Origin of the sequence: Pseudomonas marginalis, assembly GCF_008692035.1 — a bacterium.
GTDB lineage: Bacteria > Pseudomonadota > Gammaproteobacteria > Pseudomonadales > Pseudomonadaceae > Aquipseudomonas > Aquipseudomonas marginalis.
Window position 1 is genome coordinate 1,892,064 of record NZ_VTFG01000002.1, and the last position, 25,283, is coordinate 1,917,346.

A 25,283-nucleotide genomic window follows, 5' to 3' on the forward strand; every position below is an offset into this window, starting at 1 on the left:
GCCCCGACGCGTAACCCATTCTTTTCTCTGGAAATCCAAAAGCCTTGATCCGTCTGCTGAAGTTTTTCGGGTACTCCATTGTCGCGATCGTCTGCGGGCTGCTGCTCGTACTCAGCGGGGCCTACCTCTACCTTAGTCCGGGTTTACCCTCCGTAGAGGCCCTCAGAAGTATCCAGTTGCAGATTCCTTTGCGGGTCTACAGCAGCGATGAAAAGCTGATCGCGGAGTTCGGCGAAATGCGCCGCACACCGATCCGTTTTGCCGACATTCCACCTAATTTCATCAGCGCATTGCTGTCGGCCGAAGACGATAATTTTGCCAACCACTATGGCGTCGACCCCAGCAGCCTGGTGCGTGCGGCCACACAACTGGTAAAAAGCGGACACATTCAATCCGGCGGCAGCACCATCACCATGCAGGTGGCGAAGAACTTCTTCCTCACCAGCGAGCGCAGTTTTTCGCGCAAAGCCACTGAAATCCTGCTGGCATTGCAGATCGAACGTCAGCTGACCAAGGACGAGATCCTCGAGCTGTACGTCAACAAGATCTACCTGGGCAACCGTGCCTACGGGATCGAGGCGGCCTCCCAGGTCTACTACGGCAAGTCGATTCGTGACGCCAGCCTGGCGCAGATGGCGATGATTGCCGGCCTGCCCAAGGCCCCTTCGCGCTTCAACCCCCTGGCCAACCCGGCGCGCAGCAAAGAGCGCCGCGACTGGATCCTGGGGCGCATGTACAAGTTGGGCAAGATCGACCAGGCCGCCTATGAAAGTGCGGTGGCCGAGCCGTTGAACGCCAGCTACCACGTGCCGACGCCGGAAGTGAATGCCCCGTATATCGCCGAAATGGCGCGTGCCGAGATGGTCGGTCGTTACGGCAGCGAGGCCTACACCGAAGGCTTCCGCGTGACCACGACGGTTCCGAGCGACTTGCAGGAGATCGCCAATGACTCCGTGCATTCCGGCCTGATCACCTACGACCAGCGCCACGGCTACCGAGGGCCTGAGTCGCGCCTGCCAGGCAAGACCCTGAGCGCCTGGACGGCCGAGCTGGGCAAACAGCGTGCGATCAGCGGCCTGGAGCCGGCCATCGTCACCCAGGTGAAGAAAGATGGCGTGCAGGTACTGACCCGCACCGGCGAAGCCCACGTGGCCTGGGACAGCATGAAATGGGCGCGCCCGTTCCTGAACACCAACAGCATGGGCCCGATGCCGAAGCAACCGTCGGATGTCGCGCAAGTGGGTGACCTGATCCGCGTGCAACGCCAGAAGGACGACAGCCTGAAATTCAGCCAGGTGCCGCTGGCCCAGGGCGCCCTGGTATCGCTGGACCCGCAGAACGGTGCAATCCGCGCCCTGGTGGGTGGCTTCGCATTCGAGCAGAGCAACTACAACCGGGCCACCCAGGCCAAGCGCCAGCCGGGCTCGAGCTTCAAGCCGTTCATCTACAGCGCCGCCCTGGATAACGGCTACACCGCCGCCAGCCTGGTCAACGATGCACCCATCGTGTTCGTCGACGAGTACCTGGACAAAGTCTGGCGCCCGAAGAACGACACCAACACTTTCCTTGGCCCTATCCGTATCCGTGAGGCGCTGTACAAGTCACGCAACCTGGTGTCCATCCGCCTGCTGCAGGCGATGGGTGTCGGCAAGACCATCGACTACATCACGCGCTTTGGCTTCAACAAGTCGGACCTGCCGCCGAACCTGTCCCTGGCCTTGGGTACCGCGACCCTCACGCCGATGGAAATCGCCACCGGTTGGAGCACCTTTGCCAACGGCGGCTACAAGATCGCGCCGTACCTGATCGACAAGATCGAAAGCCGCAACGGCGACACCCTGTTCACCGCCAACCCGCCACGCGTGCCGGGTGATGTGGTCAACGGCATCGCTGCAACGGATGGCCTGGCGGCGCCAGGCAATGGCGGTATCACCATCGAGCCGACCCCAGGAACCGCGCCAGCCACCAACCCCGCTGCAACCGAACCGCAGGCACCCGCCGTGGCCGAGCGCATTGTGGATGGCCGTACCACCTATATCCTCAACAGCATCCTGGAAGACGTAATCAAGAAAGGCACCGGCCGTCGTGCCCTGGCCTTGGGGCGCGCGGACATCGCGGGCAAGACCGGTACCACCAACGAATCCAAGGATGCCTGGTTCTCCGGCTACAACGCCGACTACGTGACCACTGTGTGGACCGGCTATGACCAGCCGGAAAGCCTTGGCCGCCGCGAGTTCGGCGGTACCGTAGCGCTACCGATCTGGATGAGCTACATGGGCGCGGCCTTGAAGGATAAGCCGCTGCACACCCAACCGGAGCCGGAAGGCATCCTCAGCCTGCGGATCGACCCGGTCAGTGGCCGTGCGGCCTCCCCGAGCACGCCGAATGCGTACTTCGAACTGTTCAAGAGCGAAGATACGCCGCCGTCGGTCAATGAACTGGGCAACGGCGTCGTACCGGGCAGCCCGCTGCCGGCGGATGAGGCGGCGCCGATCGATCTGTTCTGACAGAGCCTGTGTTTAAACACAGATCCAATGTGGGAGGGGGCTTGCCCCCGATAGCGGTGGACCAGCCAGTTTATCTGTAGCTGACCCACTGCAATCGGGGGCAAGCCCCCTCCCACATTCGGTTCTCCGAGTTAATTACCACACAGCAAAAAGCCCCGACTCGCGAGAGCCGGGGCTTTTGGTTGGTGCGCTACAACGGCTTAGCCGTTGAACACATCATCCACGCTTTGCAGCGGGTAGTTTTTCGGATACGGCAGGGTGGCCACACCGGTCTCGATCGCGGCCTTGGCCACGGCATCGGAGATCAGGGTGATCAGGCGCTTATCCATTGGTTTCGGGATGATGTACTCACGACCGAATTCCAGCTTGGCGCCACCGTAGGCGTCGCACACGTCCTGAGGCACCGGCAGCTTGGCCAGTTCACGCAGGGCGTTGGCGGCAGCCACTTTCATCTCTTCGTTGATGCGCTTGGCGCGAACGTCCAGGGCACCACGGAAGATGAACGGGAAGCCCAGCACGTTGTTGACCTGGTTCGGGTAGTCCGAACGACCGGTGGCCATGATCACGTCGTCGCGGGTGGCGTGGGCCAGTTCCGGGGCGATTTCCGGATCAGGGTTGGAGCAGGCGAACACGATCGGGTTGGCCGCCATGGACTTCAGGCCTTCAGCGCTCAGCAGGTTCGGGCCGGACAGGCCGACAAACACGTCGGCACCGTTCAGGGCGTCAGCCAGGGTACGCTTGGAGGACGGGTGAGCAAACATCGCCTTGTACTGGTTCAGGTCGGTACGCTCGGACTGGATCACGCCCTTGCTGTCGATCATATAGATGTTTTCCAGCTTGGCGCCCATGCTGACGATCAGCTTCATGCAGGAGATGGCCGCAGCGCCGGCGCCCAGGCAGACGATCTTGGCGTCAGCCAGGGTCTTGCCGGCGATTTCCAGGGCGTTGATCATGCCGGCCGCGGTGACGATCGCGGTGCCGTGCTGGTCATCGTGGAATACCGGAATGTCGCACTGCTCGATCAGGGCCTTTTCGATCTCGAAGCACTCAGGTGCCTTGATGTCTTCCAGGTTGATGCCACCGAAGGTGATGGAAATGCGCTTGACCGTGTCGATGAAAGCCTGCGGGCTCTCGGAGTCGACTTCGATATCGAAAACGTCGATGCCGGCGAAGCGCTTGAACAGCACGCCCTTACCTTCCATGACTGGCTTGGAGGCCAGTGGGCCGAGGTTACCCAGGCCGAGAATCGCGGTGCCATCGGAAATCACTGCAACCAGGTTGCCTTTGCCGGTGTACTTGTACGCCAGTTCGGGGTCGCGGGCGATTTCACGTACGGGCTCGGCCACGCCAGGGCTATAGGCCAGCGACAGGTCGCGGGCGGTGGCGGTGGCTTTGGTGAGCTCTACACTCAGCTTTCCTGGACGAGGATGGGCATGATATTCGAGAGCGGCAGTTTTCAAATCAGACATATCGGCATTCCGCTTTTACTGTTGGTCGACGGACCGCCGAGGATACTCGTGTCGTAAAGTCCCTACAAGACTGGGCAGTCACAGGTGTCAAGGGCCCTGCACTAAGACTTTCGGCCAAGAGCCACGGGATACAAGGGCTCAACTGTTCACAATCGACTTAAAAAATGTCTACAATTTTTTCTCAAGGCGTCGATTTGAGCATGCCCGGATCGGTCAACGGCAGAAGCCAGCGCGCCTGACCTTTTTTCAGCCCGCCGCGTCGCGAGCGATCCTGTACCCAGCCCCGCGCCTCAACAGTGCGGCCTTGCAGACCATTGAGCGTGGCAGCATCGAATTGGCTGACCAGAACAGGGGCGATGCGTAATACCAGTGATCCCTGCATTTCAATCCAGATACCGCCACGATTGCGCTTTACCTGGCTGACCCGGCCACTGAGCACGGCAAACCCGGAGCGTTTGAGCTGCGCCACAGACTGTACCGGCGATTGGCGCCACAGGCCCAGGCGCGCTTTACGGGCGCTGTTTTCAGCCGCCTGCTGACAGGCGACGAGATCGACATTCGGCGCCACGCCGACCTGGAACCCCAGGCCCTCGGCCAACAGTTGCGCCTCCAGGTTCTCACCGTCGGCACCATAGAGGTGGGCCAGGGTGCGGCCGTAATGATCCTTGCGATCACGCCCCGGCACCAGGCCGACACGACCACCGCTGGCATCCACCAACGCCTGCAGACGTTGGCGCGCGGCGACCGCGAAAGGCTCGTCGGCGCGCCCCTTCTTGCCGGTTTCCGGGGCATTGATACCGATCATCCGCACACTGCGGCCATCCTTGAGGCGCACCGTATCGCCATCCACCACCCGCTGCACGTCCACGCGGGCCAGGGCCGTCGGCGCGGGGCAGAATACCTCGGCCTGCACGGCCGTCACCCAAATCGCAGGCACAAAAAAGGCGCCCGCAAGGGACGCCTTTTTCAACAGCTGGCAAAAGCCCATAAGGCTTTTGAGCCTTACTCTGCTGGAGTAGCAGCAGGCTTCTTGCCGAAAGCACCAAAGCGATCTGCGAAGCGCTGTACACGGCCGCCGGTGTCCAGAGTTTTCTGCTTACCGGTGTAGAACGGGTGGCACTCGTTGCATACGTCAGTACCCAGTGGCTTGCACAGGTTCGAGCGAGTTTCGAACTTGTTGCCGCAGCTGCAGGTTACTTCGATGGTTTCGTACGCTGGATGGATATCGGCTTTCATGGTGACTTCCTCGGGCTAGCGTGCCGCCACTCGACACTATTGTCGAATACCGCACGTAATTAGGCCGCGGATTCTACCAGACCTTTTTAAACGCGCAAGCGGCGACACCCATCGCGTGTCAACATAAAAGCACCTTTCATCAGAAAACTGGCGGCTACCCCAAGCCTCTCCCGGTCTGCTAGGCTCCCGCCCCTGCGCCACCGCCTGCCTTTATAGATGAGACCTCTCGCGTGCCCGACGCCATTTTGCGCCTAGCCCTGCCCTCGCCCCTGCGCCGCCTGTTCGACTACCGGGCCCCGGCCGGTGTGCTGCGTGCGCAGTTGCAGCCGGGCATGCGCGTGCGCGTGCCGTTTGGCCGTCGGGAGATGATCGGCATCCTGGTGGAAGTCGCCGACCACAGTGAAGTGCCGGCCGAGAAGCTCAAGCCGGCCATCGCCCTGCTCGATGCCACGCCGCCGTTGCCGCCCGCGCTGTTCAAGCTGTGCCTGTGGACCGCCCAGTATTACCAGCACAGCCTCGGTGACACGCTGAGCTGGGCACTGCCGGTGCTGTTGCGCCAGGGCGAACTGGCCGAAACGCGCCAGGAGCGCTTCTGGTCGACGGTGCCCGGCGCACGCCTCGACGACCCGCGCATCGCCCGCGCCCCGCGCCAGCGTGAAGCCCTGGCGACCCTGGCCCAGCATCCCCACGGCGTCGCCCATCAGCTATTGAGCAAGCTGATGCTGAGCAAGGACAGCCTCGACCTGTTGCTGGCCAAGGGCCTGGTACAGGTGGAAATCCGCAGGCACGCCCCCGACCCGCGCCACGAACACTGGCTGGCCCAGCCCGAACTGCCGCTGAACCCTGAACAACGCGCCGCCTATGAAGCGATTCGCGCAGGTTTCGACAGCTTCCATGCGTTCCTGCTGGCGGGCGTCACCGGCAGCGGCAAGACCGAAGTCTATTTGCAGCTGATCCGCGAAACCCTGCAGGCCGGCAAACAGGCACTGGTGCTGATCCCCGAGATCAACCTGGGCCCGCAGACCCTGGCGCGCTTCGAGCAGCGTTTCAATGCGCGCATCGCCCTGGTGCACTCGGCGGTCAATGACCGTGAACGCCTGGAGTCGTGGCTGGCGGCGCGGGATGGCGAAGCCGACATTATTATCGGCACCCGCTCGGCGCTGTTCACGCCGATGAAAAATCCCGGGCTGATCATCATCGACGAGGAGCACGACGGCTCCTATAAACAGCAGGAAGGCCTGCGCTACCACGCCCGCGACCTGGCGCTGGTGCGCGCGCGCCAGGAAGACATCCCGATTGTGCTGGGCTCGGCCACACCCTCCCTGGAAAGCCTGCACAACGCCTACACCGGTCGTTACGGGCTGCTGCGCCTGAACGAGCGCGCCGGCGGCGCCAAGCAACCACGCTTCCTGCGCCTGGACGTAAAAAGCCGGCCGCTGGACAGCGGCATTTCCGGGCCGATGCAACAAGCTATCGGCCAGACCCTGGCGGCCGGCCAGCAGGTCTTGGTGTTTCTCAACCGCCGGGGCTTTGCGCCGACGCTGCTGTGCCATGACTGCGGCTGGATGTCCGAGTGCGAGCGTTGCGATGCGCGCATGACCGTGCACCAGCGCCATGGCGAACTGCGTTGCCACCATTGCGGCCATGTGGAACGTGTACCGCGCCATTGCCCGCAGTGCGGCAAGGTCGACCTGCGTCCGGTGGGCGCAGGCACCGAGCGCGCCGAGGAGCGCCTGGGCATTCTGTTCCCGGACTACCCGGTTTTGCGGGTCGACCGCGACAGCACCTCGCGCAAGGACGCCATGAACCAGCTGTTCGCCACCATCCAGAAGGGCCAGCCGTGCATCCTCGTGGGCACACAGATGCTCGCCAAAGGGCACCACTTCCCCCGGGTGACCCTGGTGTCGATCCTGGATGCCGACGGCGGCCTGTTTTCCGGCGACTTTCGCGCCAGCGAGCGCATGGCGCAGCTGATCGTGCAGGTCGCCGGGCGTGCCGGGCGCGCCGAGGAGCCGGGCAAGGTGATTATCCAGACCCACCTGGCCGACCATCCGTTGCTGATTCAACTGACCGAACAAGGCTACTTTGCCTTCGCCGAACAGGCGCTGAGCGAACGCCGCTCCGCCGGCCTGCCGCCCTTTGCGCACCTGGCGCTGTTGCGCGCCGAAGCCCATAAACCGGGGCAGGCCGAGGGTTTTCTGGATGAAGCCTGCAGCGCCGCCGAACGCTTGCTCGGCGAGCTGGGGCTGAGCGGCATCGAATTGCTCGGCCCGGTACCCGCGCCCATGGAGCGTCGTGCCGGGCGTTATCGTGCCCAGCTACTCTTGCAGGCCACGTCCCGCGCACCGTTGCATCGCCTATTAAGTAGCTGGTTACTTGCGCTGGAGCAAATGCCCAGTGGCCGCCAGGTGCGATGGTCGTTGGATGTAGACCCGGTAGATTTGTATTAAGCCTGGCCATAGGTCCTGCGAAGGTTGGCAAGCCCGCCCTCGCCACGGATAATGCCCAGTTTTTCCACCTGCGCATCGCGCGCCGCCGCTTGCGGTCGAAAGAGAACACCATGAAAGACACCATTCGCCAGCTGATCCAACAAGCCCTCACCCAACTCGTCAACGAAGGTGTGTTGCCTGAAGGCCTGACGCCGGCGATCCAGGTGGAAAACACCCGCGACAAGACCCACGGCGACTTCGCCAGCAACATCGCGATGATGCTGTCCAAGCCGGCCGGCATGAAGCCGCGCGACCTGGCGGAAAAAATCATCGCCGCGCTGCCTGCCGACGAGAGCGTTACCAAGGCCGAAATCGCCGGCCCGGGCTTTATCAACTTCTTCCAGAACACCCAGGCCCTGGCTTCACGCCTGGATGCGGCCCTGGCCGACGCCAGGATCGGCGTACGCAAGGCCGGCCCGGCTCAGCGCGTGGCCATCGACCTGTCGGCGCCCAACCTGGCCAAGGAGATGCATGTCGGTCACCTGCGCTCGACCATCATCGGCGACGGCGTGGCCCGGGTCCTGGAGTTTCTCGGCGACACCGTGATCCGCCAGAACCACGTAGGCGACTGGGGCACTCAGTTCGGCATGCTGATGGCCTACCTGCAGGAAAACCCGATCACCAGCAACGAGCTGTCGGACCTGGAGAACTTCTACCGCGCCGCCAAGAAGCGTTTCGACGAATCCGAAGAGTTCGCCGATCGCGCCCGCGGCCTGGTGGTCAAGCTGCAAGCCGGCGACAAGGAATGCCTGGAACTGTGGGGCCGCTTCCGCGAGATCTCGCTGTCCCACTGCCAGGAAATCTACGAGTTGCTCAACGTCAAGCTGACCATGGCCGACGTGATGGGCGAAAGCGCCTACAACGACGACCTGATCAACGTGGTCAACGACCTCAAGGCCAAGGGCCTGCTGGTGGAGAGCAACGGCGCGCAGTGCGTGTTCCTCGATGAATTCAAGACCGCCGACGGCGAGCCGCTGCCGGTGATCATCGTCAAGGCCGATGGCGGCTACCTCTACGCCACCACCGACCTCGCGGCCGTGCGCTACCGCAGCGGCGTGCTCAAGGCCGACCGTGCGCTGTATTTCGTCGACCAGCGCCAGGCCCTGCACTTCCAGCAGGTGTTCGAAGTGGCACGTCGCGCCGGTTTCGTCACCCATCCGATGCACATGGAGCACATGGGCTTCGGCACCATGAACGGCGCCGATGGCCGCCCGTTCAAGACCCGCGATGGCGGCACCGTCAAGCTGATCGACCTGCTCAACGAAGCCCAGGACCGCGCCTACAACCTGGTGAAGGAAAAGAACCCGGAGCTGGCCGAGGCCGACCTGCGCAATATTGCCCGCGTGGTGGGGATTGGCGCGGTGAAATACGCCGACCTGTCCAAGCACCGCACCAGCGACTACAGCTTCAACTTCGAACTGATGCTCAACTTCGAGGGCAACACCGCGCCGTACCTGCTGTACGCCTACACCCGCGTGGCCGGTGTGTTCCGCAAGCTGGGCAAGGACTTCAGCGAAGTCGAAGGCCGCATCGTGCTGGACGCGCCCCATGAACAGGAGCTGGCCGCCAAGCTGGCGCAATTCGGCGAAGTACTGAACAGCGTCGGCGAGAAAGGCACGCCGCATATCCTGTGCACCTACCTGTACGAAGTCGCCGGGTTGTTCTCCAGCTTCTACGAGAACTGCCCGATCCTCACCGCCGACGACGAAGCCCAGAAGCAAAGTCGCCTGCGCCTCGCCGCACTGGCTGGACGGACCCTCAAGCAAGGCCTGGAACTGTTGGGCCTGGAAACTCTGGAGCGTATGTAAGTTGGCTGCCAAGAAAAAACCTGCACCCAAGCGCGGCGCCAGCCGCTACCAGGCCCCGGCGAAGAAGCCGATCCCAGGCTGGTTGTGGATGGCCATCGGCCTCACGGTCGGCGCGTTTATCGTGTTCCTGATGAAGCTGGACCCAGGCCAGGGCGATGACGTCAAACGGGTCAAGCAGGAGCAGCAGAAGGCCACGAAAATGGCCGAAGCCAACAAGACTGCACCGAGCCCGACAGCACCGGTAAAGCCGAAGTACGACTTCTATACGCTGCTGCCGGAATCGGAAGTGATCGTGCCGCCTGACGCCGTGCCGGAGAAAACCCTGCCGACGCCGCAAGTGCCGACCACCCCGGTAACCCCGGCAGAAGCCGCGAAAATCGATACCGCCCGGGCCCAGGCGGCGTTGGCCGGGATTACTCCGCCGCCAGCACCACCGGTTGCCGAAACCAAGGCCGCGCCGGTGACCAAGTTCTTCCTGCAGGCGGGCTCGTTCCCGAAGCAGGCCGATGCGGATCGCGTGCGTGCGCAGATCATTCTGTTGGGCCAGACTGTGACGGTGGAGTCCGGCACGGTGAAGGACGCGACCTGGTATCGCGTGCTGGTGGGGCCGTTCAGCAACCGCGAACAGCTCACCGTGGCGCAGAAGCAATTGGCCGGCGCCGGGTTTAGCAACCTGTTGTTACAACAGCGCCAGAGCCGCTGATTCGGGCTCAACTTCGATAAAAATGTGGGCGGGGGCTTGCCCCCGATGGCGGTGTATCAGTCGCCGAAAATATTGACTGATCTACCGCTATCGGGGGCAAGCCCCCTCACACAGTTGGTTTTGCAGCGCTCTGAAATGGGTGTCAGACCGATAAACACCACTCGTCCGCCATAAACCCCCATGGTTGAAATCCCCCCCGCCACCCCCATATGAGTTTCCATCAGGGCATTTTCGCCCCGCTGCGTGGAGACTCTCCCCTTGACCACCATCGTTTCAGTACGTCGCCACGGCAAAGTCGTCATGGGCGGCGACGGCCAGGTTTCCCTGGGCAATACCGTGATGAAAGGCAATGCGAAAAAAGTGCGTCGCCTGTATCACGGCCAGGTCCTCGCCGGTTTTGCCGGTGCAACCGCCGACGCCTTCACCCTCTTCGAGCGTTTCGAAGGCCAGCTGGAAAAACACCAGGGCCACCTCGTACGCGCCGCGGTCGAACTCGCCAAGGAATGGCGCACCGACCGCTCCCTCAGCCGCCTGGAAGCCATGCTGGCCGTCGCCAACAAAGATGCGTCCCTGATCATCACCGGTAACGGCGATGTGGTTGAACCTGAACATGGCCTGATCGCCATGGGCTCCGGCGGCGGGTATGCACAAGCCGCAGCCAGCGCACTGTTGAAGAAAACCGACCTGTCGGCCCGCGAAATCGTCGAGACCGCCCTGGGCATCGCCGGCGATATCTGCGTGTTCACCAACCACAACTTCACCATTGAGGAGCAGGACCTCGCCGAGTAAGCCACAGGCTTATTCCCGCTTGAGGCCGCCAAACACTATGTCCATGACTCCCCGCGAAATCGTCCATGAACTCAATCGCCATATCATCGGCCAGGACGATGCCAAGCGCGCCGTTGCCATCGCGCTGCGTAACCGCTGGCGCCGGATGCAACTGCCCGAAGAATTGCGCGTTGAAGTAACACCGAAGAACATCCTGATGATCGGCCCGACCGGCGTCGGTAAAACCGAGATCGCGCGACGCCTGGCCAAGCTGGCCAACGCGCCGTTCATCAAGGTCGAAGCGACCAAGTTCACCGAAGTCGGCTATGTGGGCCGCGATGTCGAGTCGATCATTCGTGATCTGGCCGACGCTGCCCTGAAGCTGCTGCGCGAGCAGGAAATGACCAAGGTCAGCCACCGCGCCGAAGACGCCGCCGAAGAACGCATCCTCGACGCCCTGCTGCCACCGGCGCGCATGGGCTTCAACGAAGATGCCGCACCGGCCTCGGATTCCAACACCCGCCAGCTGTTCCGCAAGCGCCTGCGTGAAGGCCAGTTGGACGACAAGGAAATCGAGATCGAAGTCGCTGAAGTCTCTGGCGTCGACATCTCCGCACCGCCTGGCATGGAAGAAATGACCAGCCAGTTGCAGAATCTGTTCGCCAACATGGGCAAGGGCAAGAAGAAAAGCCGCAAGCTCAAGGTCAAGGACGCGCTGAAGCTGGTACGCGATGAAGAAGCGGGACGCCTGGTCAACGACGAAGAGCTCAAGGCCAAGGCCCTGGAAGCCGTTGAGCAGCATGGCATCGTGTTTATCGACGAGATCGACAAGGTCGCCAAGCGCGGCAACTCCGGCGGCGTCGATGTATCCCGCGAAGGTGTGCAGCGCGACCTGCTGCCGCTGATCGAAGGCTGCACCGTCAATACCAAGCTGGGCATGGTCAAGACCGACCACATCCTGTTTATCGCTTCGGGTGCGTTCCACCTGAGCAAGCCAAGCGACCTGGTGCCCGAGCTGCAAGGCCGGCTGCCGATTCGCGTAGAGCTGAAGGCGCTGACCCCCGGCGACTTCGAGCGCATCCTCAGCGAACCCCATGCGTCGCTCACCGAGCAGTACCGTGAGCTGCTGAAAACCGAAGGGCTGGGCATCGAGTTCCTGCCGGACGGTATCAAGCGCCTGGCGGAGATTGCCTGGCAGGTCAACGAGAAGACCGAGAACATCGGTGCGCGCCGCCTGCACACCTTGCTTGAGCGCCTGCTTGAGGAAGTGTCCTTCAGCGCCGGCGACATGGCCGGGGCGCAGAATGGCGTAGCGATCAAGATCGACGCCGACTACGTCAACAGCCACCTGGGCGAATTGGCGCAGAACGAGGACTTGTCGCGGTATATTCTGTAAGCCTCACACAGAACTGCTTTGCTTCAAATGTGGGAGGGGGCTTGCCCCCGATAGCGGTGGATCAGTCAGCTTATCTATAGCTGACCCACTGCAATCGGGGGCAAGCCCCCTCCCACATTTTTAAGCCGGTTTATTCAAGAGCACCTCATATGGCCAAGTTTCCTACCGCTGTAAACCTGCACAAAACCTCCAACACCCTCGGCCTCACCTATGGGCCCGACGAGGTCTACCAGTTGCCCGCCGAACTGCTGCGGGTGCATTCGCCTTCCGCCGAGGTCCAGGGCCACGGCAAGCCCATCCTGCAATTCGGCAAGCTCAACGTGCGCCTGACCAAGATCGAACCGGCCGGCCAGTACGCACTGAAATTGACCTTCGACGACGGACATGACAGCGGACTGTTCACCTGGGACTACCTCTACCAATTGGCCGTGCGTCAGGACGCGTTGTGGGCCGATTATCTCGCCGAGCTCAAGGCAGCCGGCAAAACCCGTGATCCGAGCGAGTCGGTCGTGCGGCTGATGCTCTAGTCCAGGCTTCTTGCTCTTTAGAGGGCATTTTCTAATTTCATCTGCTTGAATGCCCTGTCGCGTGGCCAACGATTGGCCCGCTTGCGAAAAAAATTAAACTCGGGTAACCAATGGAACTGGCAAGTTCCCTGCATTTGACGATGCGGTATCAACGGTCACCCGAGTCGCAGTACCTGGCTTGTGTTGTGTATCGAAACCTGGTGCGCAGCGGTACCCGGTACTCGTCTTTCGGACAATGGAGCGTCGTAGATGAGTAACAAGAACAACGATGACTTGAAACGCCAGGCCTCGGAAAACACCCTGGGGCTCAACCCGATCATCGCGTTACGTAAAAAGGATTTACTGGCCTCGGCCAAGATGGTGCTGACCCAAGCCATCAAGCAACCGTTGCACAGCGTCAAGCACGTCGCCCATTTTGGCGTTGAATTGAAGAACGTGATGTTCGGCAAATCGCAGCTGCAGCCCGAAAGCGATGACCGTCGCTTCCACGACCCAGCCTGGAGCCAGAACCCGCTCTACAAACGCTACCTGCAAACCTACCTGGCGTGGCGCAAGGAACTGCACGACTGGATCGGCCACAGTAACCTGTCGGAACAGGACATCAGCCGCGGCCACTTCGTAATCAACCTGATGACCGAAGCCATGGCCCCTACCAACAGCGCGGCCAACCCGGCGGCGGTCAAACGCTTCTTTGAAACCGGCGGCAAGAGCCTGCTCGACGGCCTGTCACACCTGGCCAAGGACATGGTGCACAACGGCGGCATGCCGAGCCAGGTCAACATGGGCGCGTTTGAAGTGGGCAAGACCCTGGGCATCACCGAAGGGGCGGTGGTATTTCGCAACGACGTGCTGGAGTTGATCCAGTACAAGCCGATCACCGAACAGGTGCACGAACGCCCGTTGCTGGTGGTACCGCCGCAGATCAACAAATTCTATGTATTCGACCTGAGCCCGGAAAAGAGCCTGGCGCGCTTCTGCCTGCGCAATGGGCAGCAGACCTTTATCGTCAGTTGGCGCAACCCTACCAAGGCCCAGCGCGAATGGGGCCTGTCGACCTATATCGAGGCGCTCAAGGAAGCGGTCGACGTGGTCACCGCGATCACCGGCAGCAAAGACGTGAATATGCTCGGCGCCTGCTCCGGCGGCATCACCTGCACCGCGCTGCTGGGCCACTACGCGGCGCTGGGGGAGAAGAAGGTCAACGCCCTGACCCTGCTGGTGAGCGTGCTGGACACCACCCTGGACACCCAGGTAGCGCTGTTCGTGGATGAGCAGACCCTGGAAGCGGCCAAGCGCCACTCCTACCAGGCCGGTGTACTGGAAGGCCGCGACATGGCCAAGGTGTTCGCCTGGATGCGCCCCAACGACCTGATCTGGAACTACTGGGTCAACAACTACCTGCTGGGCAATGAGCCGCCTGTGTTCGACATCCTGTTCTGGAACAACGACACCACGCGCTTGCCTGCGGCCTTCCACGGCGACCTGATCGAACTGTTCAAAAACAACCCGCTCGTGCGCGCCAATGCCCTGGAAGTGTGCGGCACGCCGATCGACCTCAAGCAGGTCACGGCCGATATCTATTCACTGGCCGGCACCAACGACCACATCACGCCGTGGCAGTCGTGCTACAAATCGGCCCAGCTGTTTGGCGGCAAGGTGGAATTCGTACTCTCCAGCAGCGGGCATATCCAGAGCATCCTCAACCCGCCCGGCAACCCCAAGGCGCGCTACCAGACCAGCGACAGCCTGGCGGGCAAGCCACTGGAGTGGCAGGAGAATGCGACCAAGCATACTGACTCGTGGTGGCTGCATTGGCAGGCGTGGCAAGCGGAACGGGCGGGCAAGCTGAAGAAGGCACCGACGACTTTGGGTAACAAGACCTATGCCGCAGCGGAAGCAGCCCCCGGGACTTACGTACACGAACGCTGAATTGAAATGCGTTCAAATGTGGGAGGGGGCTTGCTCCCGATGGCCGTGTGTCAGCCATCTGATCAATTGCAATCGGGGGCAAGCCCCCTCCCACCGTTGGCCTGCATTCCAACCGTCACATCTCACAGGGCTTGAGCATGCCGCAACCGTTCATCTTTCGTACCATCGACCTGGATGGCCAGACCATCCGCACGGCGGTACGCCCGGGCAAGCCCCACTTGACGCCGTTGCTGATCTTCAACGGCATCGGCGCCAACCTTGAGCTGGTGTTTCCGTTCGTCCAGGCCCTGGACCCGGACCTGGAAGTGATCGCCTTCGATGTGCCGGGCGTGGGTGGCTCCTCGACGCCCAACCGGCCTTATCGTTTTCCCGGCCTGGCCAAGCTCACTGCGCGCATGCTGGACTACCTGGACTATGGCCAGGTGAATGCGGTGGGCGTGTCCTGGGGCGGCGCCTTGGCACAGCAGTTTGCCTACGACTACCCGGAACGCTGCAAGAAACTGATCCTGGCGGCGACCGCGGCCGGTGCCTTTATGGTGCCAGGCAAGCCGAAGGTGCTGTGGCTGATGGCCAGCCCCCGGCGCTATATCCAACCGTCCCACGTGGTGCGCATCGCACCGATGATCTATGGCGGTTCGTTCCGCCGCGATTCGAAACTGGCGGCCGAGCACGCGAGCAAAGTGCGCTCGGCCGGCAAGCTGGGCTACTACTGGCAACTCTTCGCGGGGTTGGGCTGGACCAGCATCCACTGGCTGCACAAGATCCGCCAGCCGACCCTGGTGCTGGCCGGGGACGACGACCCGCTGATCCCGCTGGTCAACATGCGCATGCTGGCCTGGCGCATTCCCAACGCACAGTTGCACATCATCGATGACGGCCACCTGTTCCTGATCACCCGGGCTGAAGCCGTGGCGCCGATCATCATGAAGTTTCTCGAGGAGGAGCGCATGCGGGCCGTGATTCACCCGCGACCTGCGGTGTAAGGACCACACCGCCGCGCAACTTGCCGAGAACCGACTATGGTTCTGAATTGGCGTGCCTGTTGATGGCTTGACGAAGGAGTGTTGGCTCATGCGAGAAAGACCCGTGACGAACCCGGCGCCCACCCCTGCCGCGTTCATCAACGCACAAAACGCGATCACCGGCCTGCGCGGTCGGGATTTGCTGTCGACCTTACGCAGCGTTGCCGCCCACGGCTGGCGCAACCCGGTGCATACCGCCCGTCACGCCCTGGCCCTGGGCGGTCAACTGGGTCGTGTGCTGCTGGGTGAGACCGTGCACGAGCCCAACCCACGGGACAGCCGCTTCAGCGACCCGACCTGGACGCTCAACCCGTTCTACCGACGCAGCCTGCAAGCCTATTTGAGCTGGCAGAAGCAGACCCGCCAGTGGATCGATGACAGCTCACTGAGTGACGACGACCGCGCCCGCGCGCACTTTGCCTTCGCCTTGATCAACGACGCCGTGTCGCCCTCCAACACCCTGCTCAACCCGCTGGCCGTCAAGGAACTGCTCAACTCCGGCGGCAACAGTGTGGTGCGCGGCGTGAGCAACCTGTTCGACGACCTGCTGCACAACAACGGCCTGCCGCGCCAAGTGAGCAAACAGGCCTTTGAAGTCGGCAAGACCGTGGCCACCACCCCAGGCTCGGTGGTATTTCGCAATGAGCTGCTTGAGTTGATCCAATACAAGCCCATGAGCGAAAAACAGTACGCCAGGCCGCTGCTGATCGTGCCGCCGCAAATCAACAAGTACTACATCTTCGACCTGAGCCCGGCCAACAGCTTCGTGCAGTACGCCCTCAAGAACGGCCTGCAGACCTTCATGGTCAGTTGGCGCAACCCGGACGTGCGCCACCGCGAATGGGGCCTGTCCACCTATGTGGCGGCGCTGGAGGAAGCACTCAACGTCTGCCGGGCCATCACCGGTGCCCGCGAGGTCAACCTGATGGGCGCCTGCGCCGGTGGCCTGACCATCGCCGCCCTGCAAGGCCACTTGCAAGCCAAGCGCCAGCTGCGCCGCATCTCCAGCGCCAGCTACCTGGTGAGCCTGCTGGACAGCCAGATCGACAGCCCCGCCATGCTGTTCGCCGATGAGCAAACCCTGGAAGCCGCCAAGCGTCGTTCCTACCAGCAAGGCGTGCTGGACGGCCGCGACATGGCCAAGGTGTTCGCCTGGATGCGTCCCAACGACCTGATCTGGAACTACTGGATCAACAATTACCTGCTGGGCAAGGAACCGCCGGCCTTCGACATTTTGTACTGGAACAACGACAACACGCGCCTGCCCGCCGCACTGCATGGCGACCTGCTCGATTTCTTCAAGCACAACCCGCTGAGCCATCCCGGCGGCCTGGAAGTGTGCGGCACGCCCATCGACCTGCAGAAGGTCACGGTGGACAGCTTCAGCGTGGCCGGGATCAACGACCACATCACGCCGTGGGACGCGGTGTATCGCTCCACGCAATTGCTCGGTGGCGAGCGGCGCTTCGTGCTGTCCAACAGCGGGCATATCCAGAGCATCCTCAACCCGCCGGGCAACCCCAAGGCCAACTACGTCGAAAATCCCAAGCTGAGCAGCGACCCGCGTGCCTGGTACTACGACGCCAACCACGTCGAGGGCAGTTGGTGGCCGCAGTGGCTGGCGTGGATCCAGCAGCGCTCGGGCGTACAGCGCGAAACCCTCACCGCCCTGGGCAACCAGAATTACCCACCGATGGAAGCGGCGCCCGGCACCTATGTGCGAGTGCGCTGAGCTCAACGATCAGATTAAGAAGACTGGATGAAGACCCGCGACCGTATCCTTGAATGTGCCTTGCAGTTGTTCAACCAGAAGGGCGAGCCGAACGTGTCGACCATGGAGGTGGCCAATGAAATGGGGATCAGCCCCGGCAACCTCTACTACCACTTCCATGGCAAGGAACCGCTGGTGCTGGGGTTGTTCGAGCGCTTCCAGGGCGAATTGGCGCCGCTGCTCGACCCACCGGCGGACGCGCAACTGCAGGCCCAGGATTACTGGCTGTTCCTGCACCTGATCATCGAACGCATGGCCCAATACCGGTTTTTGTTTCAGGACCTGTCGAACCTGGCGGGGCGCCTGCCGAAACTGGCCAAGGGCATTCGCAACCTGCTGACAGCACTCAAGCGCACCCTCGCGTCCTTGCTGGCGCGCCTGAAGGCGGACGGGCAACTGGTCAGTGACACCCAGGCGCTGGGCCAGTTGGTGGAGCAGATCACCATGACCCTGCTGTTCTCCCTGGACTACCAACGCATTCTCGACCGTGAGGGCGAGGTGCGGGTGGTGGTGTATCAGGTCATGATGCTGGTGGCGCCGCATCTGCTACCTGCGGCGCGGCAGGCCACGGAGCGATTGGCGCTGCGCTATCTGGACGATCATGTTTAAGCATTATCCGGAAATCTGCGGCTGACAGTTGAGCCGAATCATTCAAACTCCCCGAATTGCTGGGTAAACTTGAATAACTCACTGTCATTCTTGATTCCCAATTTTCTATAAGCCGATTGTTTCTGCGTACTGATCGTACTCGCACTGCGTGAAAACTTTGCGGCAATCGAATTCACCGACATTCCATCCAGAAAACATCGCAGCACCTCCTGTTCTTTAGGCGTAAGACAGGCGTTCAAGCGCAACGGCGTTGCATAGTCCATTTTCGACTTCATACTCACGACTTCCAGCATTGATTGCATGCCCTGCAAAGCAGGCACCATGCAAGGCTGCAGATAAATTCGACCTTGGGCGACGGTTCGAATAGCCGTGATCAACTCCGTCAGGTTCTGGGTTTTACCCAGGATTCCCCAACAGCCAGCCTTCAGCGACAGTGATACGGTAGCGGGCGTGTAATGCGAACAGACAATCAACGGCCGGCACTGGCTGAAGCGCCGGTTCAGCGCTTGTATAAGACTCAGGCCATCGTTGTCCGAAGGGGCCAGGATGAAGTCCATTACCACCACATCCGCCGGGCGCCGCGCAAGGGCTTCCAGTAATTCCTTGGCCGTCCCGAAAGAGCCGACCACATGGAGGTCGGCCTCGTTGCTCAACCCCAACTCGATCCCCTGCCGAAGCATCGCATGGTCATCTAGCAGCATGACGGTATACGTAGTGGATATTGAAGTAGGCATAAATAAACCCGCATAAGTAAATACAACACCGCAACATTATTCGCTGCTGCGAGCACGGTATACCCTGCCCCATCAAGGGATCAACATAGCGGGGCAATAAGCGTTACCCCTTCAGCAACATCCTACAGATAATTCCCAGTACTACAGACAATTCCTAAGTTAACCCGATTATTTTTCGAACTATCACGAGATAAAACTCGCCACTTCACTATAGATGCCATCTGGCACTGCACGCCAAATTATATAACCGCCATTAGAGACTAGTTCGAAACGAACTACAGGTGCTGCTTTTTACCTGTGGCGGCTCTCGTTTATTAAAATCACGACCGGAATCATCATGAAATTTACCGCTATCTCCACCGCTGCAACACTTCTTGCCCTGACAGCTGCGTTATCACGGCCCGCATTCGCCACCAACGACGGGGTCATCAACTTCACGGGGTTGGTGACCGATGTGACCTGCACCGTCGAGGGTGCCGCACCTGGCACAGGCGCAGTGGTCAAGGACGTCAACCTGGGCGGCGTCTCTGCTTCACGCCTGGCAACCGCTGGCAGTCGCGCCAACCTCACCGGTTTCACCATTCGCATTGGCGGGCCCGGCGAAGGCAGTTGCACCAACGGCCGCACCGCCATGGTGGCGTTCGACCCAACCAGCCCGGCCATTGACGTGGCGACCGGGCGCTTGAACATCGACGGCTACGACGACCCTTCCGACACTACCAATGCCAAGAACGTACAGGTCGAAGTCACTAACCGCGACGGCTCCCCGATCAACGTCTACACCGATAAATCCGAGGGCGTCGTGATCGCCGATAACCAGGCCATTATCCCGCTGGCAGCCCAAATGTACGCCAGCGGCGCCGCAACCGAAGGCACGGTGAAAACACGCGTCGGCTTCCTGGTCGAATACGCCGAGTAAGGGACAACACGTCTGCATACGCAGACCTCGAAGCCCGGGACCTGCAATTGCATTGCGGGTCCGCCCCCAGACTCGAAGAGACTTCAAATGATTAAAAGAATGGCCTGCCGTGCTCTCGCCACCTGTGCCCTCGGGCTGCTATCGCTGCACGCGCTCAACGCCCATGCCGGCATCATTGTCCATGGCACACGCGTGATCTACCCCGCTGAGCAGCAGGAAGTGGTTGTGCGCCTGGAAAATAAAGGCGATCGCCCGGCACTGGTACAGACCTGGCTGGATACGGGCGACCGAAACTCGACACCAGCGACTGCGCGGACTCCGTTCACCCTCTCACCGCCGATGTTTCGCATCGAACCGCACCAACAACAGGCATTGCGCCTGCGTTATTCCGGCGCCCCGTTGCCTACTGATCGCGAAAGCCTGTTCTGGTTGAACATATTCGAAGTGCCGCCGACTTCCGCCGACGCCGCGCAAAACAACCAGATCGAATTGTCGTTTCGCACTCGCTTGCGGGTGTTCCTGCGCCCACAAGGGTTGCCATACCCCGTCAGCAGCGCGGCAACCAGACTGCAGTGGAAACTGGTCCCCCATGACAATGGGTTCGCCCTGCAAGCGACCAACCCCACGCCCTACCATATTTCGCTGGCATCGGTCGCGTTGCTGAGCGAAGGCAAACGGTTCAACAAGGCGCCGAGCCAGGCGGCCAATGACGGTCTGTTATTGCCGGCCGGAGACATGAAACTGTTTGCATTGCCCCAGTTGCGTATTCGTCCCAACGGCAACCCCAAGGTCGAGTTCGTTTCCGTCAGCGATTTTGGCGCCCGCGTGCAGCACACGACGGCTGTCACCCTTTCGTCCGCAGGATAACCCGCAGCATGAACGCGACTTTGATCTCACATTGGCTAACCAGACTCAGCCTGTTGACGCTTGCACTGATCTGTCCCGTCATGGCGCAGGCAAGCGTTGTGATCAGCAGCACACGGATCATCTATCCGCAACAGGACAAGGAAGTCACAGTAAGGCTGGAAAGCAAGAATCAGGTACCCGTCCTGATGCAGGCATGGCTGGACAAGGGTGACGAGCACTCTACCCCGGACGCCGGCGGAATCCCCTTTGTTGTCACGCCGCCGATCTTTCGTATCGAGCCAGGCCGGCAACACGTCGTGCGCCTGGCATACACCGGCGAAACGCTGCCGTCTGCGCAGGAAAGCCTGTACTGGTTCAACTTACTCGAAGTGCCTTCGCAGGCCGAAGATGCCGCCCAGGGCAACCAGTTGCAACTTGCCTTCCGCTCCAGGATCAAGGTGTTTCTCCGACCGCCCAGCCTGCCCTTTGCGGCCGAAGCCGCGCCGGCCAAATTGCAGTGGCGCAGCGTAACCACCGAGCACGGCCCGTCACTGGAGGTCTATAACCCGACCCCCTATTACGTGAATTTCGACAAGATCGAAGTGGTCGCGAAGGGGCAGCGCCATGCGCGCAAATCCGCTGCATCGAGCGGAGACAATATGGTGGCGCCCGATAGCCGCAACCACTTCCAGATTGCAGGGCTTGCGTCGTTGCGTACGGCCGAGATGACCGTGGAGTTCCAGACGCTCGACGACTTCGGGCTCACGATCCAGCACAGCGCCAAGGTGTCGCCATGATCGCCCCACCCTGAGTTCATCAGGGTCCAGTCCCTGCCTCTCGAGGTTGATTGACCCGCCGCAGCACAAATCAAACACGTCCGTTCAGTACTTGTTCGTCAGGACAGGGCCGCGCTTTGTCGCAATTCGGACCACAACTTTCCCCGGGAACGGTATCCATGAGTTCGAAAACACCGGCCAGACCCGAAAACGGGTTTATATCGCCTTTCAGGTTGACGCTTGTAGCTCAAGGTCTATTGCTGTTGGGTGGCGCCCACACTGCAGCGGCCCAAGACGCCACGCATTCTGTATTCAACCCGGCCTTTTTTCCCGGCGGGGCAGCGGGCTTGCAGGTCGACATTTCAAAGTTCAACCAAGGCAACGTCGTGCTACCCGGCAGCTACCGTGCGGAGGTTTATCTCAACGGCCAATGGATAGGCAGAGAGACGCTATCGTTCAAAGCGATGGACGGACAAGACACTGCGCAGATGTGCCTTGAGCGTGACGCGCTCTTCAGGTTCGGCATCGACATGGAGGCGGTCGACAGGCAATCGACCGACGCCGTATTTTCCGCATGCGCCGATATTGCCAGCTACCTGCCAGGCGCCAGCGGCCGGTTCGATTCCGGTGAAAATCGCCTTGACCTGCAGATTCCGCAGATTTACCTCGCACGCAAGGCTCGGGGTTATATCGATCCCAAACACTGGGACAGTGGCATCGACGCTGCCTTCGTGCGTTACAACGCCAACACCTTTGCCACCCAAACCAGGCATCAGTCGCTCAACTCCAACTACGTCGGCCTGAACACCGGGCTCAACCTGGGCGACTGGCATTGGCGCCACAACGGCAGCTACAGCCAATCAAAGGTGGGCACTGGCTACCAAAGCAGCAGCACCTACGTTCAGCGTGAAATGAGCTCGCTGCAGTCTCAATTGATGGTCGGCGAAATCTACACGCCGGGCGAGCTGTTCGACAGCGTCCGCCTGCGGGGTGCGAGCCTGTTCAGCGATGACCGGATGCTGCCTGATTCCCAGACCGGTTTTGCCCCCGTGGTGCGCGGCGTTGCCGAGACCAACGCGCGGGTTACCGTGCGCCAGCGCGGGGTACTGCTGGATGAGGTGTCGGTGGCGCCTGGGCCGTTTGTACTCAATGATTTATTCCCTACCGGATATGGCGGCGACCTGACCGTCACGATCACCGAGGCGGATGGCCGTCAGCGGGAGTTCATCGTCCCCTTTGCGGCCAACGCCAACCTCCTGCGACCCGGCCACCACCGCTATTCGCTGAGCATCGGCCAGCTCGACGAGCTTGGCCTTCGGCACCCACCCACACTGATGCAGGCGACCTACCAGCATGGCCTCAGCAATCTACTGACCGGCTATACCGGTGCGGTCGTGGGCCAAGACTACAACTCACAATTATTGGGAACGGCACTCAACACGCCATTGGGTGCGGTGTCATTTGACTTGACCCACTCCAATGCCCATGTACCTGGACACGGTTCGCGTGAGGGACAAAGCCTGCAACTGCGCTACAGCAAGAATTTCGCAGACACCGGCACTCACTTCGCATTGGGGGCCTACCGCTATTCCACTGAAGGGTTCCTGAGCGTGGGCGATGCCGCACGGGTTCGCGACCTTGCCATCGACGGACTCAGCCTCGACAGCGTCTCGCGCCTGCGCGACAGAATGGACATAAGCCTCAACCAGAGCCTGGGCAACGGCTCGGTTTACCTGACCGGTTCTTCGCAAAACTATTGGAACCGCACAAGTGGCAACCTGACCTTTACCGCGGGATACAGCGGCACCTGGAAGGGCCTTCACTATACCGTCAGTGCACAGCGCACCCGTGACCTGTTGAGCGACCGAGTCGACAAGCAGGTGGATCTGACCTTGAGCCTGCCACTGGGCAGCGGCGCGCGTTCGCCGACCCTGACCACCACGGTCTATCACGGCGACCAAAACAGTGGCGAGCGCGTGAACGTCGGCGGCAGCCTTGGCGAACGCAGCGAATTCAGCTATGGCCTTGGTGCCAGTCGAACCCGAGGCAGTGGCAACGCCGCGAGTGCCGATATGAAATACCAGGCCAGCCACGGCGTGCTGTCTGCCGGTTACGGGCAGAGCAGCGACTACCGCTCGGTATCGCTGGGGATGACCGGCGGCATCGTTGCCCACGCCGGCGGCGTGACCTTCGCCCCGGAGTTGGGCGACACCATCGGCATCGTCCAGGCGCCCGACGCCCAGGGTGCGCGGATCAACGGTAACCACAGCGCGCAAGTCGGTAACAGCGGCTACGCCGTGGTACCCCACCTGACCCCGTATCGCCAGAACGTCGTGGAGCTGGACCCGAAGGACCTTTCGGTCGATGTGGAACTCAAGACCGCCGCCCAGAACGTAGCGCCCCGTGCCGGTTCGGTGGTGAAGCTTAAGTTCGAGACGGTCAGCGGCCAGGCCATATTGATCACGGCACTGCGCGAGGATGGCAGCCCGCTGCCGTTTGGTGCGGATGTGTTCGATGAGGACGGCGCGAGCGTCGGGGTGGTCGGGCAGGGTGGTCAAGCCTTTGTTCGAGTGTCTCGTACACAGGGACCATTGACGATCAAGTGGGGCCCCCATGCCGGCGCCGCATGCCAGTTGCATTACGACTTGGGCGCACAGTCGAACATTGCCGGCACCCAACGCTTGCTTAATCTCGACGCGGGCACCTGCCGGCTCGATACAGCACAGCACATGCCACCGTCGAGCGAGCGCAATGCAAGCAGTTGATCCGGCGCAGGCGAGCACGCCCAGCGCACTGCTTGCCTGCAACCGCCCTATTTCTTTTGCGGGACTGAAGATGAAACGCGCCATACAACTCATGTCAACAGTGCTGGTCCTCGGCTCGCCGATTGCGGCTCAAGCGGCGTGTGACAGGTATCAGAACGACACATTCACACTCACCCTTCCGTCCACAATCGTCGTGCCGGACAGCCTCCCGGTGGAGTCTGAAATTGTCATTAAGGAATTCACTGGTACGGCACCCTCTTACACCATGAATTGCGGCCACACTTTATTAACGATTACCGGGCGCTACAACGCAAGGTCTCACTCAAAGTACTACGAGACCGAGGTTCCTGGCGTGGGCGTGCACATGCGCATCCGACATTCCGGCTCGCTTTACCCTTTCTTTGGCATGCATAACCAACAACGCACATTCAGCGGCCCCCTCACCAGCTTCATGGCCGCGGAGTTGAGGTTCTATAAAGCCGGGCCTGTAACAGACGGGACAGTGCCTGCCGGTAACATTTGGGTGCAGAGACTGGATAACCGTCCGGAGAGTTTTACCCTGAGGCTCGGCAACGCAGTGCGCTTTGTCAGGCCCGCCGCCACCTGCGACCTGGCAACCGGCGACGTCAACCGCACGATCTCGCTCGACCCGGTGCAAGTCGGCGCATTCAACAACGCAACGACCGCGGGCCCACGCAACTTCGAGTTAACCGCAAACTGCACCAACGCTTCCAACGTGACCTTCCGCTTTTCCGGTACCCCCGCACCTGGCAATGATCGGCTCTTCGCCAATACGGGCACTGCCGGTGGCGTCGCCCTGTGGCTGTATTCGCGCATTGGCGGCGGTATCCAGAACATCCTCGCCAACGGCACCGAAAACACCCGCACGGTGCCGGTCTCCGGGGGGCGCGCGGTGCTGCCGCTGGGTGCGGCCTATCACAAGAACGGCACGGTCAGCCAAGGCAGGCTCGAAACGACCGCGACCGTCAACATCACCTATAACTAAAAA

At 61.3% G+C, this 25,283-nt stretch carries 20 protein-coding genes; 16 read left to right on the top strand and 4 right to left on the bottom strand.

Annotated elements, in window-relative coordinates; translation table 11 throughout:
- Positions 1-47: 47 nt before the first annotated feature.
- Positions 48-2,507: a penicillin-binding protein 1A gene (locus FX984_RS28920; RefSeq protein ID WP_371263358.1), complete on the top strand. Its 2,460-nt coding sequence runs from the start codon at positions 48-50 to the stop codon at positions 2,505-2,507.
- A 200-nt stretch (positions 2,508-2,707) separates the two neighbouring features.
- On the opposite strand, the gene FX984_RS28925 is transcribed toward FX984_RS28920, so the two are convergent.
- The 3 genes from FX984_RS28925 to rpmE all read right to left on the bottom strand — a co-directional run bounded on the left by FX984_RS28925 (position 2,708) and on the right by rpmE (position 5,212).
- Positions 2,708-3,976, bottom strand: a complete 1,269-nt coding sequence (locus FX984_RS28925) for a malic enzyme-like NAD(P)-binding protein (protein ID WP_146476829.1) — start codon at positions 3,974-3,976, stop codon at positions 2,708-2,710.
- A gap of 181 nt (positions 3,977-4,157) precedes the next feature.
- Positions 4,158-4,964: a thermonuclease family protein gene (locus FX984_RS28930; RefSeq protein WP_146476828.1), complete on the bottom strand. Its 807-nt coding sequence runs from the start codon at positions 4,962-4,964 to the stop codon at positions 4,158-4,160.
- 14 nt (positions 4,965-4,978) lie between these two features.
- On the bottom strand, positions 4,979-5,212 hold the full coding sequence (rpmE, locus tag FX984_RS28935; RefSeq protein WP_005784030.1) for a 50S ribosomal protein L31: 234 nt from the start codon (positions 5,210-5,212) through the stop codon (positions 4,979-4,981).
- Positions 5,213-5,442: 230 nt separating this feature from the next.
- Between rpmE and FX984_RS28940 the strand changes: the two genes are divergently transcribed.
- From FX984_RS28940 to FX984_RS28985, 10 genes are all read left to right on the top strand, one after another.
- On the top strand, positions 5,443-7,662 hold the full coding sequence (locus FX984_RS28940; protein WP_027605012.1) for a primosomal protein N': 2,220 nt from the start codon (positions 5,443-5,445) through the stop codon (positions 7,660-7,662).
- Between the two features lie 110 nt (positions 7,663-7,772).
- A complete protein-coding gene (argS, locus tag FX984_RS28945) occupies positions 7,773-9,509 on the top strand; it encodes an arginine--tRNA ligase (protein WP_098480515.1) in 1,737 nt (578 codons plus the stop codon).
- Position 9,510: 1 nt separating this feature from the next.
- Positions 9,511-10,212 (top strand): SPOR domain-containing protein, encoded by a 702-nt coding sequence (locus tag FX984_RS28950; RefSeq protein WP_027605014.1) that lies wholly within the window; start codon positions 9,511-9,513, stop codon positions 10,210-10,212.
- A gap of 258 nt (positions 10,213-10,470) precedes the next feature.
- Positions 10,471-11,001 (top strand): ATP-dependent protease subunit HslV, encoded by a 531-nt coding sequence (hslV, locus tag FX984_RS28955; RefSeq protein WP_010563201.1) that lies wholly within the window; start codon positions 10,471-10,473, stop codon positions 10,999-11,001.
- A 37-nt stretch (positions 11,002-11,038) separates the two neighbouring features.
- On the top strand, positions 11,039-12,376 hold the full coding sequence (gene hslU, locus FX984_RS28960) for an ATP-dependent protease ATPase subunit HslU (protein WP_027605015.1): 1,338 nt from the start codon (positions 11,039-11,041) through the stop codon (positions 12,374-12,376).
- 149 nt (positions 12,377-12,525) lie between these two features.
- Positions 12,526-12,903 (top strand): gamma-butyrobetaine hydroxylase family protein, encoded by a 378-nt coding sequence (locus tag FX984_RS28965; protein WP_027605016.1) that lies wholly within the window; start codon positions 12,526-12,528, stop codon positions 12,901-12,903.
- Positions 12,904-13,152: 249 nt separating this feature from the next.
- Positions 13,153-14,832 carry a class II poly(R)-hydroxyalkanoic acid synthase gene (gene phaC / locus FX984_RS28970; protein ID WP_108573662.1) on the top strand — a complete coding sequence of 560 codons (1,680 nt, stop codon included), beginning with the start codon at positions 13,153-13,155 and terminating at the stop codon, positions 14,830-14,832.
- Positions 14,833-14,969: 137 nt separating this feature from the next.
- On the top strand, positions 14,970-15,815 hold the full coding sequence (gene phaZ / locus FX984_RS28975; RefSeq protein WP_027605018.1) for a poly(3-hydroxyalkanoate) depolymerase: 846 nt from the start codon (positions 14,970-14,972) through the stop codon (positions 15,813-15,815).
- 88 nt (positions 15,816-15,903) lie between these two features.
- The gene (gene phaC / locus FX984_RS28980; RefSeq protein WP_027605019.1) at positions 15,904-17,586 is read left to right on the top strand and encodes a class II poly(R)-hydroxyalkanoic acid synthase; all 1,683 of its coding nucleotides are present in this window, start codon (positions 15,904-15,906) and stop codon (positions 17,584-17,586) included.
- Between the two features lie 27 nt (positions 17,587-17,613).
- Positions 17,614-18,234, top strand: coding sequence for a TetR/AcrR family transcriptional regulator (locus tag FX984_RS28985; RefSeq protein ID WP_027605020.1), 621 nt, complete (start codon positions 17,614-17,616; stop codon positions 18,232-18,234).
- 38 nt (positions 18,235-18,272) lie between these two features.
- Here FX984_RS28985 and FX984_RS28990 read toward each other — a convergent pair whose 3' ends face one another.
- Complete coding sequence (locus FX984_RS28990; RefSeq protein ID WP_043293466.1) at positions 18,273-18,935, bottom strand: response regulator transcription factor; 663 nt, start codon at positions 18,933-18,935, stop codon at positions 18,273-18,275.
- A 370-nt stretch (positions 18,936-19,305) separates the two neighbouring features.
- Between FX984_RS28990 and FX984_RS28995 the strand changes: the two genes are divergently transcribed.
- From FX984_RS28995 to FX984_RS29015, 5 genes are all read left to right on the top strand, one after another.
- Complete coding sequence (locus FX984_RS28995) at positions 19,306-19,887, top strand: fimbrial protein (RefSeq protein ID WP_027605022.1); 582 nt, start codon at positions 19,306-19,308, stop codon at positions 19,885-19,887.
- 90 nt (positions 19,888-19,977) lie between these two features.
- Entirely contained in the window at positions 19,978-20,754 is a 777-nt protein-coding gene (locus FX984_RS29000) for a fimbrial biogenesis chaperone (RefSeq protein ID WP_027605023.1), read from the top strand.
- Positions 20,755-20,762: 8 nt separating this feature from the next.
- Positions 20,763-21,530 (top strand): fimbrial biogenesis chaperone, encoded by a 768-nt coding sequence (locus FX984_RS29005; RefSeq protein WP_098480519.1) that lies wholly within the window; start codon positions 20,763-20,765, stop codon positions 21,528-21,530.
- 158 nt (positions 21,531-21,688) lie between these two features.
- Positions 21,689-24,274 carry a fimbria/pilus outer membrane usher protein gene (locus tag FX984_RS29010; protein ID WP_146476827.1) on the top strand — a complete coding sequence of 862 codons (2,586 nt, stop codon included), beginning with the start codon at positions 21,689-21,691 and terminating at the stop codon, positions 24,272-24,274.
- Positions 24,261-25,280, top strand: coding sequence for a fimbrial protein (locus FX984_RS29015; protein WP_315899008.1), 1,020 nt, complete (start codon positions 24,261-24,263; stop codon positions 25,278-25,280). The genes FX984_RS29010 and FX984_RS29015 overlap by 14 nt, the downstream gene beginning before the upstream one ends.
- Positions 25,281-25,283: the final 3 nt, after the last annotated feature.

What these genes read in the sequence shown, in the direction of transcription:
- FX984_RS28925 (WP_146476829.1), bottom strand. Translation starts at nt 3,976, where the DNA reads ATGTCTGATTTGAAAACTGCCGCTCTCGAATATCATGCCCATCCTCGT.
- FX984_RS28930 (WP_146476828.1), bottom strand. Translation starts at nt 4,964, where the DNA reads ATGGGCTTTTGCCAGCTGTTGAAAAAGGCGTCCCTTGCGGGCGCCTTT.
- rpmE (WP_005784030.1), bottom strand. Translation starts at nt 5,212, where the DNA reads ATGAAAGCCGATATCCATCCAGCGTACGAAACCATCGAAGTAACCTGC.
- argS (WP_098480515.1), top strand. Translation starts at nt 7,773, where the DNA reads ATGAAAGACACCATTCGCCAGCTGATCCAACAAGCCCTCACCCAACTC.
- hslU (WP_027605015.1), top strand. Translation starts at nt 11,039, where the DNA reads ATGTCCATGACTCCCCGCGAAATCGTCCATGAACTCAATCGCCATATC.
- FX984_RS28965 (WP_027605016.1), top strand. Translation starts at nt 12,526, where the DNA reads ATGGCCAAGTTTCCTACCGCTGTAAACCTGCACAAAACCTCCAACACC.
- phaC (WP_108573662.1), top strand. Translation starts at nt 13,153, where the DNA reads ATGAGTAACAAGAACAACGATGACTTGAAACGCCAGGCCTCGGAAAAC.
- phaZ (WP_027605018.1), top strand. Translation starts at nt 14,970, where the DNA reads ATGCCGCAACCGTTCATCTTTCGTACCATCGACCTGGATGGCCAGACC.
- phaC (WP_027605019.1), top strand. Translation starts at nt 15,904, where the DNA reads ATGCGAGAAAGACCCGTGACGAACCCGGCGCCCACCCCTGCCGCGTTC.
- FX984_RS28985 (WP_027605020.1), top strand. Translation starts at nt 17,614, where the DNA reads ATGAAGACCCGCGACCGTATCCTTGAATGTGCCTTGCAGTTGTTCAAC.
- FX984_RS28990 (WP_043293466.1), bottom strand. Translation starts at nt 18,935, where the DNA reads ATGCTGCTAGATGACCATGCGATGCTTCGGCAGGGGATCGAGTTGGGG.
- FX984_RS28995 (WP_027605022.1), top strand. Translation starts at nt 19,306, where the DNA reads ATGAAATTTACCGCTATCTCCACCGCTGCAACACTTCTTGCCCTGACA.
- FX984_RS29005 (WP_098480519.1), top strand. Translation starts at nt 20,763, where the DNA reads ATGAACGCGACTTTGATCTCACATTGGCTAACCAGACTCAGCCTGTTG.
- FX984_RS29010 (WP_146476827.1), top strand. Translation starts at nt 21,689, where the DNA reads ATGAGTTCGAAAACACCGGCCAGACCCGAAAACGGGTTTATATCGCCT.
- FX984_RS29015 (WP_315899008.1), top strand. Translation starts at nt 24,261, where the DNA reads ATGCAAGCAGTTGATCCGGCGCAGGCGAGCACGCCCAGCGCACTGCTT.